Raw genomic sequence first — 19,497 nt, 5'->3', positions numbered from 1 at the left:
TTCGTTAGGTCCCGGTGGGGTCCTCGCGTAGGGCGCGCATTGTTGCCGCCGCCTTCAACACCATCTCGTCGTATTCCGCGTCCGGGTCGGAGTCGAGGACGATTGCGCCGCCCGCGCCGATCCGCCACGTTTCGCCGTAGCGGACGGCCGTGCGGATCACGATGTTGAGGTCGGCTGTCCCATCCAAGCTCAGGAAGCCGATCGTGCCCGAATACACCCCGCGCGCTTGGGTTTCCAGCTCGTCGATGATGTCCATCGTGCGCAGTTTCGGAGCGCCCGTCATGGAACCGCCGGGGAAGCAGGCGCGGACGCAGTCGATCACGCTCGCGTCGGGCCGCAACGTGCCGCGCACTGTCGACACCAATTGGTGCACGGTGGAATAGGTTTCGGTGTTCATCAGGTCCGGCACGTGCACCGAACCCACCTCGCAGACGCGACCAAGGTCGTTGCGCAGCAGGTCAACGATCATGAGGTTTTCCGCGCGCGTTTTCGGGTCGGCGGGCAGAGCGCGGCGCAGCGCTTCATCTTCGGCTGCCGTGCGTCCACGCGGGGCCGTTCCCTTGATCGGTTTGCTCTCGACCACCCGGTCACGATTGATTTTGAGGAAGCGCTCAGGCGACGAGCACGCCACGTCGAGGTCGCGAAACCGCAGGTAGGCGGCATAAGGGGCCGGGTTGCAGCGGCGGAGGCGGCGGTAGAAGGCGAGACCGTCGTCGGTGGGGGACGCGCCAACAACGGCGGCGTCGGTCAGACAGATTTCATACGATTCGCCCGCGCGAAGTTTGTCTTTGCACACGGCGATGTCAGCGAGGTACTGCTCGCGACCGCGCACCAGGTGCGACTCAACGCTCGCCACATCGGCTTCCACGCGCAGCGCGGCCGGGTTGACCCACGTTGGCAGGTGCGAGAGCGCTTCGTCGGTGCGCTCAAGCCACTCGTTAGCGGCTTCGTTCGACGCCGAATTCACCAGGGACACAAGGTAAGTGCGGCCAACGACGTGGTCGACCACGATCACCCGATCGGCGAAAATCCACTGCGCGTCCGGCGTCGGAGACCGATGCACCGCGCGCCCACCGCAGTCGGCCTTGATCTCGTAGCCGAGATACCCGACATAGCCGCCGACGAAATCGAAAGGGAGCGAAGGGTTTTCGACGCGGCGGATGTGCAGCTCGCGATCGAGGTAGTCGAGAATATTGCCCGCGAGCACCGATGCTGTTTGTCCGGCCGCATCCGTCACGGTGACGCTGGCGTCCCCAACCCGGTACGCCACCACTTCCGCGAGCGGCCCGCGAGCGTCGCCGAGGAACGAGAACCGGTCAAGCCCGGCTTCCACGTGCTCACTGTCGAGCCAGAAAGCTGTTGGGGAGTCGGCATATTCGCGCAGGAAGATGGCTTCGGTATCGATGGCGCGATCGATGATGCGGTAGCGGACCCGATAGCGCGACGCTTCGACCGACCCCTTGGGCTCTGCCGCACTGCTGGCGTAGGAGTCTCGTTCGCGGCGAGCGTCGCTAAGGCCCAAGTCGGCCATCCCGACATCGCGCGCCTCGCCCACGCGCAGCTCCGCAGAGGACATCGCGTCATCAAGGTGGGGCAGATGCGAAGCGCCCCCAACGGCAGGCACTTGCCCGCCAACTGCCTTCGTCAGCGCAGCAAAGTTACGCAACAGCTCCGCACCAAACTCGCTCGAAACCGACTCCGGATGAAACTGCACCCCCCATTGCGGCCGCGAACGGTGGCGCACGCCCATCACGACCCCGTCGCTCGTATGGGCCGTCACTTCCAACGACTCCGGCAACGCGCCCGTCGCGGCCAGCGAGTGGTAGCGCACCACGGTGAACTCCGCTGGCAGCCCAGCGAACAGGTCGCGGCCGTCGTGCGAGACCCGGTCGAGGAAGCCGTGACGCGGCTCGGGTGCCGCATCGACCGTCCCGCCCGCGCCGACGATGATCCCCTGATGACCGAGGCACACCCCTAACAGCGGCAACGGAGATTCGCGGATCACCCACGACGACAACCCCATGTCGCCCACCCGATCCGGACGCCCCGGACCAGGGGAAATGACCACGTTGTCGAACTGGGAGAAGTCGATTTCGGTGCGCTCGTCGTTGCGCACGACAGTGGGCTCGGTCCCGTTAACCTCGCTGATGAGCTGGTAGAGGTTGTAGGTGAACGAGTCGTAATTGTCGATCAACAGCGTGCGCATTGTGCCCGAAACCCTACGCCCGGCCGCGCCCGGTTGAGCCGTCGGATTACGACCCGCGACGGCGGCGTGTCGGGGCACAATGTGGCCATGTCTGATGCCACCGACAGCGCCCAGGTCGACCTCACCGCGATCGGACGGTGGCTCGACGAGCACGCACCCGAGTTGCCGAGCGGTGAATTCGCGCATGTCCAACCGGTCGGCGGTGGCACGCAAAACATCATGCTGCGGTTCACGCGCGGCGGTCGCGCGTACGTCCTGCGTCGAGGACCAGCGCATCTGCGCGCGAAAACGAATGAGGTGATCGCGCGCGAAGCCCGCCTGCTTGGCGCGCTCGGCGACACCGATGTGCCCGCACCTCGCGTTGTCGCGGCATGCGAGGACACGAACGTGATCGGCGCGGTGTTCTATCTGATGGACCCCGTCAACGGCTTCAACCCGCAAACCGAACTGCCCGATGTCTACGCCAACGACGTCGACATGCGGCACCAAATGGGTCTGTCGGCCGTGGAAGCCATCGCGCGGCTCGGCTCACTCGACTATGCCAAGCTCGGCCTCGCCGACTACGGCCACCCCGACGGGTTTCTCGCCCGCCAAGTCCCACGCTGGCTGCGCGAGCTCGAAACCTATTCAGCGCTGCCGGGTTACGCGGGCCCGCAGATTCCCGAACTCGACCGCGTCGGCGACTGGCTCGAACGTAACCGCCCAGCCGACGTCACCCCCGGCATCATGCACGGCGACTGCCACCTCGCCAACATCATGTTCGACTACCAAAAACCGCAGGTCGCCGCACTTGTCGACTGGGAAATGTCGACCATCGGCGACCCGCTGTTAGACCTCGGCTGGCAACTCGCGACCCGCCCCGAACCGGGAACGACAGCCGCCGCGATCGTCGGCACGGTTGGCGAGATCGGCGGCCTCCCAACGCCCGACGAGATGGTCGCGCACTACGCCGAATTCTCCGACCGCGACCTCAGCGCGATCACCTGGTACACCGTCCTCGCCTGCTTCAAGCTGGGCATTGTCCTCAAGGGAACGCACGCGCGCGCTGCTGCGGGCAAAGCGCCCAAGCAGATTGGCGACTTCCTCCACGCGATCACTCTCGAACTGTTCGCCAAGGCCGACAAACTGCTGGAGTGAGGGCGGGATCTTGCGCGAAGTTGGCACGATATTGATCGACGGTGAGATACCGACAACATAGGCTCATGCGCATGATCGTCCCTGACACGAAAAACTGGACCTGGGTGCTCGACCGCGCCTGCGATGATTGCGGATATTCCGGTGCCACAACGTCTTTCGCGAGCGTGCCCGCTTTGACGGTCGACAGTGCCAACCGCATCGCCGCCACGCTTACTCGGCCGGATGTTCGGGTCCGGCCAGACGACGCGACGTGGTCGACGCTGGAATACGCCGCCCACGTGCGCGACGTGTGCCGGATCTTCACCCGACGACTGGCGCTCACATTGGCCAGCGGCGACGAGGTCGCGCGGTTTGAAAACTGGGATCAGGACGCGACCGCGATCGAGGACCGCTACAACGAGCAGGACCCGGAAACCGTGCGCGCCGAGCTGGTCGAAGCGGCCGAAACGGTGAGCAAAGCGTTCGCGAATGTCACGCCCGAACAGCTCTCGCTCGAAGCCGAACGCAGCGACGGTTCGCGCTTTACGGTCGACTCGCTGGGTCGCTACTTCGTCCACGACCTCGTCCACCACGTCAACGACGTGCACGGATAAGCATTTCCGCACTAATTTTCTAGAACGTGTTCCAGAATCGGCAGGTTCTCGCTTAGGGTGAGTGCAGTCACAACTGCAAGCTTGGCGAGAGGTCATCGATGAAGACGAAGGGCGCGATCCTGTGGGGGACCGACCAGCCGTGGTCGGTTGAGGAGATCGAGATCGGTGACCCCGTCGCCGGCGAAGTGCAGATCCGCATGGAAACCGCGGGCATGTGCCATTCCGACCACCACATCGTCACCGGCGCGACCCCCATGCCCGGCTACCCGGTGATGGGCGGCCACGAGGGCGCTGGCGTGATCACCAAACTTGGGCCCAACTGTCCGAGCGATTTGGCGGTCGGCGACCACGTGATTTTGTCGTTCATCCCGGCGTGCGGTCGCTGTCCGGCGTGCGTCTCCGGCAACATGGCGCTGTGCGATCTGGGCGCGGGTCTGCTGATGGGACAAGCCATTTCCGATGGCACGTACCGCATTCAAGCGCGTGGCGAGAACGTGATTCCGATGTGCCTGCTCGGCACCTTCGCGCCGTACATGACGGTGCACCACACGTCGGTGGTGAAGATCGACCCGACGATTCCGTTCGAGGTCGCGTGCCTCGTCGGGTGCGGTGTGCCGACCGGGTTCGGCTCGTCGACCCACGTCGCCCAAGTGCAGCCGGGCGAAACCGTCGTGATCGCGGGCATCGGCGGCGTTGGCATGAGCGCGTTGCAGGGCGCGGTGCTCTCGGGTGCGTCGAAGGTGATCGCCATCGACCCCAACCCGTGGAAGCGGGAACAGGCCCAAAAGTTCGGTGCAACCCACACGTATGAGTCGATGGCGGCGGCGATTATGCCGATGATCGACGTGACCGAAGGTCGCATGGCCGAAAAGGTCATCCTCACGATGGGTGAGATGCACGGCGACTACATCGAAGAGGGCCTCATCCTCACCGCCAAGGCCGGCACGCTTGTCGTCACGTCGATGGGCCGCATGGATGCGGGCGACGTGAAGATGAACAGCTTCCTGCTCTCGATGCTGCAAAAGACCGTGAAGGGCTGCATCTTTGGTGGCGGCAACGCGCGCCAAGACGCCCCTCGCCTGCTCGCGCTGTACAAGGCGGGCCAGCTGAACCTCGACGACATGGTGACCCGCAGCTACTCCCTTGAGGAGATCAACCAGGGCTACACCGACATGCTCGAAGGGCGCAATCTGCGCGGCATCATCCGCTACACCGAAGCCGACTGGTGAGCTAGACGCAGCGGAAAACCGCCTCGCGCAAGTTGCGACTGCGCACGTCATCGAGGATGGCCATGCCGAGGCGGTTCATGCTGTAGCCGAACCCGAGCCCGGTGCTCGGGTCGGCGAAACCGAAGGACCCGCCCAAACCCGTTGTGCCGTAAGCCTTTTTGTCGGAACCGAAGCGGAAGCTGCCGCAGGATTTGCGGAAGCCAAGGTGGTATCGACTTTGGGTGTGCAGGACGAGGTCGGCGGCGGGGACCGTCGTATCGGTGTCGGCGGCGGCGAGCAAATCGAGTACAGCGTCGGAAATGTCGAGCTTGCCCGTGCGACCCGCTGCCGCGCCGTACGTTCGCGCCACCGCGCGCGCGTTGCCAACGCCATTCATGCCCGGCCATTCGACTTCGAGGAATTCGCGTCGTGCCGCCCGTGCGGGTGCGCCCGGACGCGGATTAGTCAGCGCCGCATAGGAGTAGCCGCGTTTCGTTTGGAATTCGAGGCCGAGGCGGAATGGCACGTCGCGGACTTCGTACCGCAGAATGTCGAGCCCCTTCGTTGCCGACAGAATGGCGACGCGATCCATTGATTCGGATTCGGGATAGCCGATAAAGAAATCGGCGTCGGTTGGTCCGGTGACTTCGTCGGCGAGGTAGCGGCCGAGGCTGCGGCCAGCCGGGTCGACTCGACTCAGCAGTTCGCTTTCATAAAGCCCGAGAGTGAGCGCGTGATAACCGTGCCGAGTTCCCGGTTCCCACGCGGGCGCTTGGGCGGCGAGCGTTTCGGCCAGTGCGGCCCGGTCTTTCAGATCGCGCAACTTCACGATCTTGGACAGGCCGGAAAGGCCAGCCTGATGGTCGATGAGTTGGCGCACGGTGACGTTTTCTTTGCCCGCCTGCGCGAATTCCGGCCAATACTTCGCGACGGGCTGTTCGTAGTCGAGTTGACCGCGCGAAACCGCCGTTGCCAGGGTGAACGCCGACATGCCCTTCGACGACGAGAACATCGGCACGATGGTGTCGCGCTCCCACGGCCGCACCCGTTCGCGGTCGCGATGACCGGCCCACAGATCGACAAGCGGTTCGTCGCCCGCGTAAACCGCGACGGCCGCGCCGATTTCGCCGTGATGGGTGAAATTGCGACGAAACGCGTCGGCGACGGGGCCGAACCCGGCCGCGACGTCGCCGTGAACAGATGGCGCGGCACTCATGATCGCGATCGTAACGCGTTGCCTTACGCTGCCGGTATGCGATCGCTAGACCAGGTCACCGAATGGCCGGTAGCCAACGCCGCCGCCGCTGTCCTCGCAGCTGACGGGACTGTTGACACCGTTGGCGACACGAGTCGCGTCTATCGACTCGCGTCGGTGACGAAGCCGCTCGTTGCCTACGCCGCGCTCGTCGCGGTTGAGGAGGGCGCGATCGAACTCGATCAGCCAGCGGGCCCACCCGGGTCGACCGTGCGGCATTTGCTCGCGCACACGTCCGGCGTGAACTTCGCGACGCCCGAGGTGATCGCCAAACCGGGGACGCGGCGGATCTATTCGAGCGCGGGCTTCGACTTGCTCGCTGATCATCTTGCCGCCGAAACCGGCATACCGTTCCCGGAGTATTTACGCGGGGCGGTTTTCGAACCGCTCGACATGGTGTCAGCCACCCTTGACGGCTCGGCAGGGCACGGCGCTTACGCCTCCGTCGACGATTTGACGAAGTTCGCCGCCGAGTTGCTGTCGCCCCAATTGCTTTCCGAGCAAACACTTGCCGAAACAACAAGCGTGCAATTCCCCGGCCTCGACGGAATACTGCCTGGATTCGGCACCCAACGCCCCAACGACTGGGGTCTTGGCTTCGAAATCCGTAGCGACAAAAGCCCACACTGGACCGGGGCGACGAATTCGCCGCGCACCTATGGGCATTTCGGCCAGTCCGGAACGTTCTTGTGGATCGATCCCGAATTGGGGCTAGCGGCCGTGGCTTTGAGCGACGAGAATTTCGGCGACTGGGCACGTGCGGCATGGCCGAAGTTCAGCGATTCCGTTATCGCAGAGAGACATAACACGCTCTGAAAGCGGTTCCGGCACACTGCGAACGATCAGTACACTTCGGGCCACGTCAGTCGCGGACCGCTCGTCGGGGAAGACGCTCGCAGTCGAGGCTGGAGGTGTTGCTGGTGCGTGCATCGAGTCAGTTCGCTGACGCGACGGCAGGTGTTGTCTACATTCATTCATCCCCCGCGGCGCTGTGCCCGCACGTGGAATGGGCGCTGTCGTCAGCCCTTTCCGCGCCTGCGAAATTGCGCTGGACCACCCAACCCGCCGACGGTCATTTACGGGCCAGTTGCGATTGGTTGGGTCCGGTCGGCTCGGCAGCGCGGATTGCTCAATCATTGCGGACGTGGCCGGTATTGCGTTTCGAAGTCACCGAAGATCCGAGCGAAGGCGTCGACGGCGAGCGCTACAGTTTCGTTCCCGCCCTTGGGCTCTGGCACGGATCAACCGGCGCGAATGGCGACGTGATGCTCGGCGAAATGCGACTGCGCGCGCTACTGCAAGCGTCGACTGAACTCAGTTCGCACGGTTCTTATGATTTGTCGGCCGAAATCGATCGCGCGCTCGGCACCCCGTGGGACGAGGACCTAGAGGATTACCGGCACGGTCCCGAAAGCGGCGCTGAAGTGCATTGGTTGCGCCGCGACGTCGGCTGATTTCTACTTATCGATTCGCTCGAATAGCCAGCCCGGCCCGACCGTTTTCGCGCCCAATTTCTCCACCCGCTCGCGCAGGCCACGGTCGGCGGTGACGACGGTGGTTGGGCGGCCTTTCAGCTCGGCGGTCACGTCGACGATGGTGTCGTCGCCTTCGCCCTTCGCGAGCACAACCCGGACGCCGGGATAACTCTCATCGCCTTTGCCAGCGGATTTGGCTTGGCCTTCCAGAATCACGACCACCTCGGCGTGCTGCTGCGCACCCAGGTCGGCGAGTTGGGCGAGCAACTTCTTAGCCGCGCCAGCGCGGTCCTTCCACCAGCCATTCGGCCGGGAACCCATCACGTTGGCGACATCGACGACGATCGCAGGTTCGGTCATAGTTCCAGTGTGCGCGCGCTCGTGCGACACGCGGCGGCTCAGCCGGTGACGTCGGCGGTTCGTCGGGGTGGCAGTGGCACGCGGTCGAGGTCGTGCGCGAAAACGGTGTTCGGGAAGTCGGCCTGTTCTAGGAACAGCGGATCGTGCTGGCCGGTGTAGCGCTCGGAGAAATGCGTGAGGACGAGCGTGCCGACGCCTGCTTGGCGCGCGACCTCGCCTGCCTGGCGGGCGGTGAGGTGCGCGCGTTCGGCGGCTTGTTCGGCTTCGGCGTCAAGGAAGGTTGACTCGATGATGAGCATGTCGACGCCGTCGGCGAGCGCGAAGACGTTGTCGCAGATTCGGGTGTCCATGATGAACGCGACCTTCTGGCCCGGCCGCGCGACCGAGCATTCATCGAGCAGGTCGCCGGAGAGGTCGCGGATGGCAGGTCCGCTGATGCCGTGTTCGCGCAGTTTGTCGGGCAGGAACGTGCGCCCGTCGGGTTCGGCGAGGCGGTAGCCGTAGGTGGGGATGCTGTGGTCGAGGGGACGTGCGGTGATGGTGAACGCGCCGCCATCGACCGTTGCCTCGGGTCCGCTGACCGGGTGTTCGACGAGCGTGGGTTCGCCGAAGTAGCTTGTCGCGTGTTTGAGCCGGTCCCAGTAATGCTGCCCTTCTTGCGGGAAAACGGCGTTGACGTCGTGCGGAACTTGGTCGCGCCCGAGTCGCTGAATGAGGCCGGGCACGCCAAGGGAGTGGTCGCCGTGAAAGTGCGTGACGCACAACCAGTTCAACTCGGTAGCCGACGCCCCCGCATGCGACATCTGCCGTTGCGTCCCTTCGCCGGGATCGAACATGATCCCTTGCCCGTCCCAGCGAAGGAGATACCCGTTGTGATTGCGGCGACGGGTAGGGACCGCGCCTGCGGTGCCGAGAATAAGCAGCTCGCGTTTGGACATGGTTTTATCCTGGCAGGTATCGCCTGCCTACAAGTCGGGAAACGAAGGCGGGAACAGTTCGGCTGTCGGGCGGGATTGGTAGTCGCGGCCCGAGTAGGCCTCGCGCATTCGGGTGAAAAGCGACTGAGCTCGGGTCATCATCGCTGGCAAATCGATGCCGGCAATTGTGCTGTCGCGCACCACTATTCGGCCAGCGACCATCACGAAGTCGGTCTCCCGCGCTGACGCGTTCATGCAGAGAGTGCGCAGCGGGTCGTCGTGGACGCCCGTGCGAGGGTCGTTCAGTCGGAAGGCGACCAGGTCGGCGGTGGCACCCGGTTCGATTCGCCCGAGGTCGGGGCGACCTAGCGCGTTCGCGCCGCCGATGGTCGCTGCGGTGAGGTAGTCAGCGTACGTTGCCGCGTCCAAGCGATGGCCTACTACCTTCGCGATGTTCACGCCGGTGTCTATTCCGCGAATCAGGTCGGGTGGGAACGAGTCGGTGCCGAGGCATAACCGCACGCCAGCAGCCTGGTAACGCCCGAAGCTATCCAGGGCTGAGCCGTAGCGGGCCGAGGTGAGTGGGCAGTGAATCACCGCGGCACCCGAATCGACGATGGTCGCGAGGTCGTCGTCGGTTGACGCATCAACTAGCGGATTCGAGTCGAGGTAAACACCGTGCGGGATCAGCAGATTCGGGCCGAGCAAGCCCGTTTCCGCTAGCAAAGCTAGCGGGGGCATGCCGTGTTCGGCCAGCACGAAATCGCGTTCCAGCAGACCTTGCAAGGCGTGGAGTCGAACAACGACATTGCGCTCAGCCGCGAGTTTGGCGGTCGCGCGCATGAGCGGCTCGGTGAGCGTTTCGATTCGGCACGGAAGGAGGACGCCGTGGATCAGGTCGGAATCCTGTTGGTCGGCCCAGTCTAGGAAACGCGTCGCGTCGGCTAGGCCCGCTTCGCCTAGTTCGGGTTGCCAATAGATCGACCTAGTTCCGTCGGCGTCGACCACGTTCACCCCGGCGCGATAGGCGGGGCCGAGATAGACGCGCAGGCCAAGTCGTTGCGCCGCCTGCGCCATCGCGACCGCGTCGGCATAGGTCTCGGCCCAGTCGCTGTGTACTTCCGACGCGATCGGCATCGCCGTCGTCACGCCGTGTAGCAACAGTTGGACGAAGCCGAATTCGCGAATGAACGCGCGCTCGTCGGCGGAAAAGACCGCGCTCCTGCGTGATTCGGCGTACTCGCGCGACCACTGCAAGCCAAGGCCCAGTGACGCCGGTTGGAACGAGTCGATCAGGGCGTGGTCGATGTCGGTGAGCGCGTCCAGGTCGATGAGGCCCGGCATGAGCAGCACGTCGCCCAGTTCGATGACCTCGGTGAAGTCGCCGTCGGCGCGTTGGCCGACCGACACGATGCGCGTGCCGTCGACGACAACCTGGCCGTCGCGAAGGAACGCATGGCCGCCGTCTCGGAAGCCCAGAACATGTTCGGCGCGAAGACATTTCATCGATTGCTCCACCGGCCGGGAATCTCGAAGCCAGCGATGTCGGTGTCGACCGAGATCACCGCGCCGCGATGGATCACCGTCCGTTCAGCAGGCCGATCCATGACGGCGGCCGTAGGACTGACGGAATCGAGCAGCACGAACTCGGCTGGGTCACCGACCGCGAAGCCGGGATGGGCACCAAACTCCCTCAGTCGCAGGAGGTTTCGATCGAGCACGCTCGCGCCGCCCCACGTGGCAACGGCAAGCGCGTGTTCGACTTCGGGGTCGGATCGGTAGCCCTGCGTGAACGCCAATTGCCAAGCGCGGTCAAGCATGTCGCTGTTGCCGTAGGGCGACCAGTAGTCGCGCTGGCCGTCCATGCCAACACCGACGCGCACGCCCGCCGCCGCGAGCTGAGCGAGCGGTAACTCCCAGCCGCCGCCGCCCGCCGCATGCGTGATCGCGACATCGTTGGCCGCGATTCGGTCGATCGTCGCGCCAACGCCCGGTAATCCTGAGCAGAGCGCGCGTGCGTGCGAAATGGTCACGCGCCCTTGCATTCCCAACGCCTCGACGCGTTCCAGGATTAAGGCCGTGGTGAAGAGGCCGAGTTCGCCCGCCTCGTGGAGGTGAATGTCGACGTCGACCTGATGCTTTTCCGCGAGGCCGAACACCGCGTCGAGGTGACGGACCGGGTCACGGTCGATTTCGCATGGGTCGATCCCGCCGATGAGGTCGGCACCCGCCCGCAACGACGCGTCAAGAAGATCGACGACACCCGGCTCAAGCAGGATGCCAACCTGGGGAAACGCGACGATCTGCACATCGCACACGTCGGCGTAGCGCTCTCGCGCGGCAAGCACACCTTCGAACTTTTCTAGCTTCGAATCGGCATCAACCTGGGCGTGCGTGCGAATCCTGGTCGCGCCGTTGGCAACTGCCACCGCGAGGGTGAAGCTGGCCCGATCGGCAACCGAACGTCCTGCCGATCGCCAGTTCTCGCGGTCGTTCATGATGCGACCCCAGCGGCCGGGCTCGCCAGTGAAAGTGCGGAACGGCAAGCCGAGGCAGCTGGAGTCGAGGTGCAGGTGCACGTCCGAGAACGCGGGCAGGATGATGCGGCCGTGGCCGTCTAACGTTGGGCAGTCGGCCGGGCTGGCCACGTCGGTGACCAGCCCGTTCTCGACAACCACGTCAACCGGTTCGCCGCCCCAGGGACGGACATTGCTGATGTGGAGGCAATTGCTCATGGATGTGTGTCAGCCTCCGAAGGTCGCCGAGTCGACCGTGATCATGCCGTCCGCACGTGGCGTCCACGTCAACTTCGGGTCGACGGCGTAGCTCGTGTCCGGGGTGTAGAGGCCGATGAGCAGGGTGTTCGCGTCGTTGAACTTGAACAACTCGGTGTAGGCGTTGATGCGGTCCTGCCCGCTCACCGTGCGCGTTTTCGCGACAAGCGCGGCCGTCGCGGGCAGCATCGCGTAATCGTTTTGCTGGTTGCCGAACATCGACGCGACCGGGGCGTCGCCGTCCATCGTCGACGGCGCGTAGGTGTTGAGGTAGATGCCCTGGGCGCTCTTCGTCCCGTAGATGATTTGCGAGAAACTGCCCTGGTCAGTGCCCTGGAGAACCACATTCAGGCCCGCCTTGGCGAGGTCGCCCTGGATGGCCTGCGCGATTTCCGAACTCAACGGAATGCGCCCGTTGGTCGCGTACTGGAACGGGATCGGCGCGCCGTTGTAGCCCGACTCGGCGACAAGCTGCTTGGCCTTAGCCTGGTCGAACGCGGCCTTCGGGTAGGCGGGGTTGAAGCCGCCGACCGACTTCGCGACGAGCTGGTTGTCGACCTGGGCCTTGCCAGCGAGGAGGTTCTTCGCGATCGCGTCGCGGTCGATGGCCAAGCCGATCGCCTCACGCACCTTGGGGTTGGTGAGCGCGCCAGCGGTGGAGTTCATGCCGAGGAACGTGACGCCGTTGGAACCGGTTGCCTTCACCGTCACGCTTGACGAATTGGCAACGGCGGAAACCTGATTCGGCGCGATCAACGCGACGTCGAGGCTGCCGGACTGCACGCCGTTGAGCCGTGCGTCGGCGTCGGCGACAGTCTTGAAGGTGAGCTTGTCGAAGTTCGCTTGCTTGCCGGTGTAGTTCGGGTTGCGCTTGAGCACGTACTCGACGCCGTGCGTGTAATGGTCGAACATGTACGGTCCCGACCCGACCGGGGCCGCCGCGAATCCCGCCGATCCGAGCTTCGTGTACACCGATTCCGGGACGATCGACGCACCTGTCGTGATGGTCGGCCACGCGGAGAACGGTGCGTTGAGCTTGAAGATCACCGTGTTGTTCGGCCCGACAGCGGCGGAGGTGAACATTTCCATGTAGGTCGCTGGGTCGCCCGTCGGGTTCGCCTTAATCGTGTTGTAGGTGAAGGCGACATCCGACGGTTTCACCGGTTCACCGTTGCTGAACTTCGAATCGGTGCGGATCGTGAAGGTCCACTCGGTGAAGTCGGCGTTGTGCTCCCATTTGGTTGCCAGCGATGGGCCGATCTTGCCGTCGGCGTCGAAGCGGGCAAGCTGCTCGAATTCGGCGAAGTAGTAGTTATAGCCAGCCAGCGAACCGTCCATGATGGGGTCGGGAATCTTCGACGGCTCGGTCACGGCACCGATCACGATCTCCTTGGCGCCGGCAGCGTTGGTGCCCGCTGGCGCGCACCCGGTCAGCACGAGGCTGGCCACAGCGAGCGCGCACAGTCCGCCTGTCGCGGAACGGAGGAGGGGTTTCATTGGGTGATCCTTTCGAGCGGGAACAGGCAGGACACGGTGTGTTCGCCAGCGACAGGGGAGAGCGTGGGTTCCGTTGCGGCGCAAACTGGTTGAGCTTCGGGACAACGGGTACGGAACGTGCAACCGCTCGGCGGATTCGCCGCGTCGGGCAGTTCGCCGCGTACCAGCAACGAGGCGTCGCGGGCACGTTGGTGCGGATCGGGAATCGGCACCGCGGCAAGCAGCGCGCGAGTGTAGGGGTGCGCCGGCGCCGCGAAAACTGTTGCGGTGTCGCCGATTTCGACGAGCTTGCCGAGGTGGAGGACGCCGACGCGGTCGCAGAGGTGCCGGACGACCGAAAGATCGTGCGCGATAAAGAGATACGACAGGTCAAGACGTTCCTGTAGGTCTTCAAGCAGGTTGATCACCTGGGCCTGCACGGACGCGTCGAGCGCGGAGACCGGTTCGTCGAGGACGAGGACTTCCGGCTCAAGCGCGAGGGCGCGGGCGATGCCGAGGCGTTGTCGCTGGCCACCGGAAAACTCAGCGGGCTTGCGCTGCAACACATCTGAGGTGAGGCCGACCTGGTCGAGCAGCTCAACGACGCGCGCCTTCGTATAGCCACCTGCGATCCACAGCGGTTCGGCGACGATGTCGTGGGCGGTCATGCGTGGGTCGAGGGAGGAATACGGATCTTGGAAGACCAACTGGACGCGATTGCGCAGCGCGCGACGTTGACGGGGCGACAGCGTGGCTAGGTCCTGGCCGAGGATTTCGATCTTGCCCGCCGTCGGCTTGTTGATACCGAATAGGGTGCGGACCAGCGTCGACTTGCCGCCGCCGGATTCGCCTACCAGCCCGAAGGTTTCGCCTTTTCGGACCGCGAAGCTGACGCCGTCGATGGCGCGCAGTCGACGGGTTCGCAGGCCGCGTCGGCTGGTGAAGACAACCTCGAGGCCGTCGACTTCAATCACGTTGTCGCTCATGACGCCACCTGCGCGGGTGGGCAGGCGATGGCGCGGCCGTCAGCCAAGGTGACGAGCGCGGGAACGTGGGTTTCGCACTCGCTCGCCTTGTTCGCGAACTCGCATCGCGGTGCGAAACCGCAGCCCGCCGGGCGTTTTGTTGGTGGGGGAGGGGCACCGGGGATCGCGTAAGCGCGCTCGGTTGCGGACTGCTCGCCGATGAGGCTGCGACGAAGGCCGAGGGTGTACGGGTGCGTCGCGGAGTCGAAAATCTGCCACACCGTGCCCTGCTCAACCACCCGACCCGCGTACATGATCGCGACACGATCGGCGTATTGGGCGACAAGGCCTAGGTCGTGGGTGATCAAAACCATTGCGGCATTACTACGTTCGCGTGCCTCGGCGAGTACGGCCATCAGCTGGGCTTGGACGGTCACGTCGAGTGCGGTTGTTGGCTCATCGGCGATGAGGATCGCGGGGTCGTTAGCCATCGCCATCGCGATCACCGCGCGCTGTCGCATACCGCCCGACCACTGATGCGGGTAGGCGCGTGCCCGTTCGGCGGGCTGCGGAATGCCGACAGCGTCGAGTAGCTCGACGACCTTGCGCTCGCGGGTGCGGCGGTCGGACTGTTGGTGGACGGCGAGCGCGCGACCGATCTGCGTGCCGACGCGACGGACCGGGTTTAGCGAGGTCATCGGGTCTTGGAAGATCATGCCAAGTTCCGCGCCGCGCAGTTTTCGCAGGGTTTCGTCGTCGGCACCGATCAGCTCTTTGCCGCGAAACCGGACGCTCCCGCTGAAGACGGTGAGGGGGTCGGTCAGCAGGCCGAGCACGGCGAGCATGGTGACCGACTTGCCCGATCCCGATTCACCAACTAGGCACAGCACCTCGCCGGGCTCAAGTCGCAGGCTGACCGAGTCGACAAGCACAACGCGCTCGCCAGCGGCGGTGACATAACCGACGGTCAAATCGGTCACTTCCAACAGGCTCATGCTGGCTCCTTGATGTCGCGCCGCCGGACTGAGCGCCGCAGGCCGTTGCCCGATGCGGTGAAGCGCTGGCTTACCAGCAGGGTTCCCGCGATCACGAGCAGCAGCGCGACAGCGGGCACGATCGTGAGATACGGCGCTTGACGCAGGTACTTCTGGCCGTCGGTGATCATCAATCCCCAACTGGGCGTTGGTGGTTGGACGCCAAGACCGAGATAGTCGAAGGACGAGATCATGATCATCACGTTGCCGAGGTCGGCGGTCGCGAGGATCACGACGGGGATAAGCACATGCGGCACAACGTGTTTGCGCATCACCCACGGCGATCCCGCGCCGAGCAACTGCGGTGCGATCACGAAATCGCGAGACGAAAGGCCAAGTGCCACTGCCCGACTCACACGGGCATAGCCGACCCAGAACGTGAGGCCGAGAATGGTCGCCATCAGCCCGACGCTCGGACCGCGCACCGCCGAGACAGCCATGATGATCAACGTCATCGGGACCGCGAGTTGCACGTCGGCCGCGCCCATCAGGAGCGAGTCGACGATGCCGCGGAAGTAGCCCGAAATCGTGCCGATGACCAGGCCGATCGCGGCGTTGACCAGCACGATCACCAGCACAAGGCCCAGCGTGATGCGACCTGCCAGCGCGAGTCGGCTCGCCAAATCGCGGCCAAGTGAGTCGGTGCCCAGCGGGTAGTGCGCGGTGGTGAACGGGCGGGTGAAGGCGTCGGCAAGGGTCTGCGCGTACGGGGCGTAACCGGGGGTCAGCGGGTAGATCAGGGCGAACGCGACGACGATCGCGATCATCGCGACCCCGGCAGCGGCCGCGAGGTCGCGCTTGGAAAGCCGTTTCATCGGACCCTCGCTCTCGGATCGACAAAGCCGTACAGCACGTCGATGGCGAGGTTTACGAGTACGAAGATCGTCGCGATCACCACCAGGCCGGACTGGACGACGGGGAAGTCGCGGCTGAATACCGCGTCGAGCATCAGTTGGCCCAAACCTGGCCAGGCAAAGACACTTTCGACAATCACCAGGCCGCCGAGCAGCGTGCCGAGGTGAATGCCGGAGATGGTTAGCACGGGCAGCAGGGCATTGGGCAGGACGTCGCGTAGCAGTACGGTCGACCGTCGTTCGCCGCGCGCGTATGCCGTGCGGACGTAGTCCTGCGAGCTTTCCGTAGTAAGCGAGTTGTCCAAAAGCCTTGCGTAGACAACGAATTGGGCCGTTGCGATGGTGACCGCCGGCATCACGATCGCGAGCGGGTCCGCGCCCGCCAGCGACGGCAGCCAGCCCAAGCTCACCGAGAAGATGAGCACGAGCAGGAGCCCAAAGAGGAAGTCCGGCACCGCAAGTCGGGCCGCGCCCAGTCCGAGTGCGACGCCTCGGAGCGCCCAGCGGCCGCTCAGATGGATGCCGAGGACAACCGCGAACGCGAGTGCGACGCCAATCGCGAAGCCCGCCGTTCCCAATTGGAGCGACGCGGGCAGTCGCTGCATCACGAGGTCCATCGACGACGTGCCCTGTTGGCGGTAGGAATCGCCGAAGTCGCCAGTGAGGACGCCGCCAAGGTAGTTGAAGTACTGGATGAGCGGCGGTTTGTCGAAGCCGAGTTTGGCGTCGAGGGCGGCGATGTCGGCCTGGGTCGCGGTCTCGGGCAGCAGCAACGCGGCTGGGCTGCCCGTGAGTCGACCCAGGATGAAGGCGAGGGTGAGCACCGCGAACAGGGTGATCACGGCCTGCGCCACCCGCCTGATCAGGTATACAGCCACACTTAGCTCTCGAGTAGTTGGAACCATTCGGTATACAGAATCAGTGTCGCGTGTATCCCGCCTGTGTTGGCGGTGTTTCGAGATGGTGAATGAGATCGGTGCTGGTTATTGGCGGTATCTAGCGGTCTTGACTGGGATTTCGCGGCCGTTTGTCGTGGTTGGTCTTTCGTAAGAGATATATGTTTGGTCTACCGAATGCGGATTTGCCGCTTACCGACTAGCGTGCGCGGGCCGCGCTATCGGGTTCGTAGACTTGTCGCGTGCCCCCGCCTCTTGAAGACACTTCGCAGACCCGCCGTATCTACGACGAACTGCGCCGTCGCATCATCACCGGGGTGTACCGCGAGGGCGAGAAGTTACCTGAAGCCAGATTGGCTGAGCTGCTTGGCACTTCGCGCCTACCTGTGCGAGAAGCGTTGGCGCTGTTGGAGTTTGACGGGATCGTGAGCGCGCAGCCGCGGCGTAGTGCGGTGGTGCGGTCATGGGACCGGACCGCGGTGGAAGAACTGTTCGACGTGCGCGTCGGGCTTGAGCCGTTGGCCGCCCGGCTTGCCGCGGCACGGATCAAGGGCGGCGCTTCGGCGGCGGCGTTATTGGCTCTTCAAGCCGAGTCTCAGTTGGCGATGGCTAGTCGCGACCCGCTGCGCATCGCGGAAGTCAACGCGGCCCTGCATGGTGCGATCGTTGATTTGGCTGGCAATACCCTGTTGATCCAGCTCATGCGCACGATTCTGGCGCGCATGAGCTGGCTGTTCTTCCTCACGACCGACCGTGACATCGCCGGCCAGGTTGACGAGCACCGGGTGCTGATCGACGCGATCTGCGCGGGCGACGAACGGCTGGCCGAGTATGCGATGTTGAGCCACACGGAGGCGGGGCGTGGGCCGTCGTTGGCGATCGTGACGAAGCTACGGCCTGCCAGGTGACGCCTTCCGTGTCTTTATGGTGTGTGGCGTGGACATCTTGAGCGAAACCCTCGCCGCCATCCGAACCGGCAATCCAACGTCGGGCATGTTCGTGCGGCACGCGCCGTGGGGGCGCGCTTATCCCGAGGTGCCGGGCGCGGGATTTCACGTCGTCGTGCAGGGTTCGTGCTGGTTGGTGCCACCGGACGACGCGCCGATCGCACTCGGAGAGGGCGACGTGGTCTTTATGCCGCGCGGGCGAGCGCACACGCTTGTCGATCAGCTCGATAGCGCGGTCACCGAGGCCGCGCATCCCGGTGAGCCGCGCGAAATCGACGGGCCGGGCGCGCGGTCGGCATTGCTGTGCGGGGCGTACGCGCTGGGACGTGGTCGAACGCATCCGATGTTCGATGAATTACCGGATTTCATTCACCTGCCCGCACAATCGGGGCGGCGAAATGGGTTGCGCGCCATTGTCGAATTGCTTGTTGATGAATTGACGGAACCGAAGCTCGGCACTTCGTCGGCGATCCCGGCGCTGCTTGAACCTCTGCTGCTGTATTTGTTGCGGACCTGGTTCAGTTCGCGCGAATCCGGTCGGTGGGCGACGGCATTCACCGACCCAACCGTGTCGGCCGCTCTGAGCGCGATCCACGCTGATCCTGCTGCGGAGTGGTCGGTTGACGAATTGAGTTCACGCGCGGGAGTTTCGCGGGCAACGTTGGCGCGCAAATTCGCGGCGACCGTCGGCGAACCGCCACTCGCGTATGTGACCCGGTGGCGGATGCTGACGGCGGCGCGAATGTTGCGCGAAGACTCGCTACCGCTGGCGAGCGTGGGCCGAAAGGTGGGGTACGCGTCAGAATTCGCGTTCGCGAAGGCGTTTAAGCGGGCATATGGGGTGGCGCCGGGGCGGTATCGGCGTGAGGGGGAATTGCCAGCTGTCGCGGTTAGTTAGCATGGCTACATCATGGAACCCATCACCGAAGCCGAGATCAGGTCGTCGTTTATCAATTGCTCGAAAGGCGACGCTAAGCGGCTCAATGTGCCGCGTGACCTGGGTGAACGCCCCTGGGAAGATCTCGACTTCCTCGGCTGGGCCGACCCGTCGTATGCCGGGCGCTGCTACATCTCGGTGCCGCGCGACGGTGAGCTGGTCAGTATCGCGTTGCGGTATGAGACCGGCGGGTCGGCGAAGACGCAAATGTGCGCGATCTGCCTCACCACGCATTCGGGCGGCGGCGTTTCGCTCATGACCGCGAGCAAGACGGGCGAATCGGGACGTAAGGGGAGCACGATCGGTACGTACATGTGCACCGACCTCGCGTGCTCGCTTTACGCGCGGAACAAGAAGCGGCCGTCGATGGGGAGCCGCTATCGCGAGGATTTGACGCCGGAGGAGAAGGCGAAGCGGGTGGTGGAAAACCTGAACGCTTTCGTTGACCGGCTTTCAGCCTGAG

Annotated in this window: 17 protein-coding genes and 1 pseudogene; 8 read left to right on the top strand and 10 right to left on the bottom strand. The window is 64.5% G+C overall.

All coding sequences use genetic code 11. The annotated features are described in order from the left end of the window. Positions 1-4: 4 nt before the first annotated feature. Complete coding sequence (pabB, locus tag IEX78_RS18965) at positions 5-2,206, bottom strand: aminodeoxychorismate synthase (RefSeq protein ID WP_188830375.1); 2,202 nt, start codon at positions 2,204-2,206, stop codon at positions 5-7. Between the two features lie 81 nt (positions 2,207-2,287). On the opposite strand from pabB, the gene IEX78_RS18960 reads away from it, so the two are divergent. From IEX78_RS18960 to IEX78_RS18950, 3 genes are all read left to right on the top strand, one after another. Further along, positions 2,288-3,343 (top strand): phosphotransferase family protein, encoded by a 1,056-nt coding sequence (locus IEX78_RS18960; protein WP_373291622.1) that lies wholly within the window; start codon positions 2,288-2,290, stop codon positions 3,341-3,343. A 71-nt stretch (positions 3,344-3,414) separates the two neighbouring features. Then, entirely contained in the window at positions 3,415-3,936 is a 522-nt protein-coding gene (locus IEX78_RS18955) for a DinB family protein (protein WP_444543792.1), read from the top strand. 98 nt (positions 3,937-4,034) lie between these two features. Further along, on the top strand, positions 4,035-5,165 hold the full coding sequence (locus tag IEX78_RS18950; protein WP_188830372.1) for an NDMA-dependent alcohol dehydrogenase: 1,131 nt from the start codon (positions 4,035-4,037) through the stop codon (positions 5,163-5,165). A gap of 1 nt (position 5,166) precedes the next feature. Here IEX78_RS18950 and IEX78_RS18945 read toward each other — a convergent pair whose 3' ends face one another. Beyond that, positions 5,167-6,360 (bottom strand): serine hydrolase domain-containing protein, encoded by a 1,194-nt coding sequence (locus IEX78_RS18945; protein ID WP_188830371.1) that lies wholly within the window; start codon positions 6,358-6,360, stop codon positions 5,167-5,169. A 36-nt stretch (positions 6,361-6,396) separates the two neighbouring features. On the opposite strand from IEX78_RS18945, the gene IEX78_RS18940 reads away from it, so the two are divergent. Next, positions 6,397-7,215 (top strand): serine hydrolase domain-containing protein, encoded by an 819-nt coding sequence (locus IEX78_RS18940; RefSeq protein ID WP_188830370.1) that lies wholly within the window; start codon positions 6,397-6,399, stop codon positions 7,213-7,215. A gap of 104 nt (positions 7,216-7,319) precedes the next feature. Further along, complete coding sequence (locus IEX78_RS18935) at positions 7,320-7,853, top strand: DUF3145 domain-containing protein (protein WP_188830369.1); 534 nt, start codon at positions 7,320-7,322, stop codon at positions 7,851-7,853. Positions 7,854-7,856: 3 nt separating this feature from the next. Here the strand turns inward: IEX78_RS18935 and IEX78_RS18930 are convergent, their stop codons facing one another. The 8 genes and pseudogenes from IEX78_RS18930 to IEX78_RS18890 form a co-directional block, all read right to left on the bottom strand. Continuing rightward, entirely contained in the window at positions 7,857-8,234 is a 378-nt protein-coding gene (locus IEX78_RS18930; protein ID WP_188830368.1) for an NYN domain-containing protein, read from the bottom strand. 38 nt (positions 8,235-8,272) lie between these two features. Further along, positions 8,273-9,172, bottom strand: a complete 900-nt coding sequence (locus tag IEX78_RS18925; RefSeq protein WP_188830367.1) for a ribonuclease Z — start codon at positions 9,170-9,172, stop codon at positions 8,273-8,275. A gap of 27 nt (positions 9,173-9,199) precedes the next feature. Then, positions 9,200-10,657 carry a chlorohydrolase family protein gene (locus IEX78_RS18920; RefSeq protein ID WP_188830366.1) on the bottom strand — a complete coding sequence of 486 codons (1,458 nt, stop codon included), beginning with the start codon at positions 10,655-10,657 and terminating at the stop codon, positions 9,200-9,202. After that, entirely contained in the window at positions 10,654-11,886 is a 1,233-nt protein-coding gene (locus IEX78_RS18915; RefSeq protein WP_188830365.1) for an amidohydrolase family protein, read from the bottom strand. Before IEX78_RS18915 ends, IEX78_RS18920 begins: the two co-directional genes overlap by 4 nt. A gap of 9 nt (positions 11,887-11,895) precedes the next feature. Beyond that, the gene (locus tag IEX78_RS18910) at positions 11,896-13,422 is read right to left on the bottom strand and encodes an ABC transporter substrate-binding protein (protein ID WP_188830364.1); all 1,527 of its coding nucleotides are present in this window, start codon (positions 13,420-13,422) and stop codon (positions 11,896-11,898) included. Further along, positions 13,419-15,361, bottom strand: a pseudogene (locus IEX78_RS24770) (dipeptide ABC transporter ATP-binding protein). The gene IEX78_RS18910 and the pseudogene IEX78_RS24770 overlap by 4 nt, the downstream one beginning before the upstream one ends. Further along, the gene (locus IEX78_RS18895) at positions 15,358-16,215 is read right to left on the bottom strand and encodes an ABC transporter permease (protein ID WP_188830361.1); all 858 of its coding nucleotides are present in this window, start codon (positions 16,213-16,215) and stop codon (positions 15,358-15,360) included. Before IEX78_RS18895 ends, IEX78_RS24770 begins: the two are co-directional and overlap by 4 nt. Then, on the bottom strand, positions 16,212-17,159 hold the full coding sequence (locus IEX78_RS18890) for an ABC transporter permease (RefSeq protein WP_268240915.1): 948 nt from the start codon (positions 17,157-17,159) through the stop codon (positions 16,212-16,214). Before IEX78_RS18890 ends, IEX78_RS18895 begins: the two co-directional genes overlap by 4 nt. A 233-nt stretch (positions 17,160-17,392) precedes the next feature. On the opposite strand from IEX78_RS18890, the gene IEX78_RS18885 reads away from it, so the two are divergent. From IEX78_RS18885 to IEX78_RS18875, 3 genes are read left to right on the top strand one after another with little or no spacing between them, the layout of a single operon-like run. Next, entirely contained in the window at positions 17,393-18,058 is a 666-nt protein-coding gene (locus tag IEX78_RS18885) for a GntR family transcriptional regulator (RefSeq protein ID WP_188830359.1), read from the top strand. Between the two features lie 28 nt (positions 18,059-18,086). After that, on the top strand, positions 18,087-18,995 hold the full coding sequence (locus IEX78_RS18880; protein ID WP_188830358.1) for an AraC family transcriptional regulator: 909 nt from the start codon (positions 18,087-18,089) through the stop codon (positions 18,993-18,995). 12 nt (positions 18,996-19,007) lie between these two features. Continuing rightward, positions 19,008-19,496, top strand: a complete 489-nt coding sequence (locus IEX78_RS18875; RefSeq protein WP_188830357.1) for an FBP domain-containing protein — start codon at positions 19,008-19,010, stop codon at positions 19,494-19,496. The last annotated feature ends 1 nt before the right edge of the window (position 19,497 follow it).

This window comes from Nocardia camponoti (assembly GCF_014646135.1).
GTDB lineage: Bacteria > Actinomycetota > Actinomycetes > Mycobacteriales > Mycobacteriaceae > Nocardia > Nocardia camponoti.
This window is presented reverse-complemented; position numbering and strand designations above follow the sequence as displayed.

Bases quoted from the DNA above. Each gene is read 5' to 3' on its own strand.
- IEX78_RS18945 (WP_188830371.1), bottom strand. From the start codon at position 6,360: ATGAGTGCCGCGCCATCTGTTCACGGCGACGTCGCGGCCGGGTTCGGC.
- IEX78_RS18895 (WP_188830361.1), bottom strand. From the start codon at position 16,215: ATGAAACGGCTTTCCAAGCGCGACCTCGCGGCCGCTGCCGGGGTCGCG.
- IEX78_RS18875 (WP_188830357.1), top strand. From the start codon at position 19,008: ATGGAACCCATCACCGAAGCCGAGATCAGGTCGTCGTTTATCAATTGC.
- IEX78_RS18920 (WP_188830366.1), bottom strand. From the start codon at position 10,657: ATGAAATGTCTTCGCGCCGAACATGTTCTGGGCTTCCGAGACGGCGGC.
- IEX78_RS18930 (WP_188830368.1), bottom strand. From the start codon at position 8,234: ATGACCGAACCTGCGATCGTCGTCGATGTCGCCAACGTGATGGGTTCC.
- IEX78_RS18950 (WP_188830372.1), top strand. From the start codon at position 4,035: ATGAAGACGAAGGGCGCGATCCTGTGGGGGACCGACCAGCCGTGGTCG.
- IEX78_RS18940 (WP_188830370.1), top strand. From the start codon at position 6,397: ATGCGATCGCTAGACCAGGTCACCGAATGGCCGGTAGCCAACGCCGCC.
- pabB (WP_188830375.1), bottom strand. From the start codon at position 2,206: ATGCGCACGCTGTTGATCGACAATTACGACTCGTTCACCTACAACCTC.
- IEX78_RS18925 (WP_188830367.1), bottom strand. From the start codon at position 9,172: ATGTCCAAACGCGAGCTGCTTATTCTCGGCACCGCAGGCGCGGTCCCT.
- IEX78_RS18955 (WP_444543792.1), top strand. From the start codon at position 3,415: ATGATCGTCCCTGACACGAAAAACTGGACCTGGGTGCTCGACCGCGCC.
- IEX78_RS18890 (WP_268240915.1), bottom strand. From the start codon at position 17,159: ATGGTTCCAACTACTCGAGAGCTAAGTGTGGCTGTATACCTGATCAGG.
- IEX78_RS18915 (WP_188830365.1), bottom strand. From the start codon at position 11,886: ATGAGCAATTGCCTCCACATCAGCAATGTCCGTCCCTGGGGCGGCGAA.
- IEX78_RS18910 (WP_188830364.1), bottom strand. From the start codon at position 13,422: ATGAAACCCCTCCTCCGTTCCGCGACAGGCGGACTGTGCGCGCTCGCT.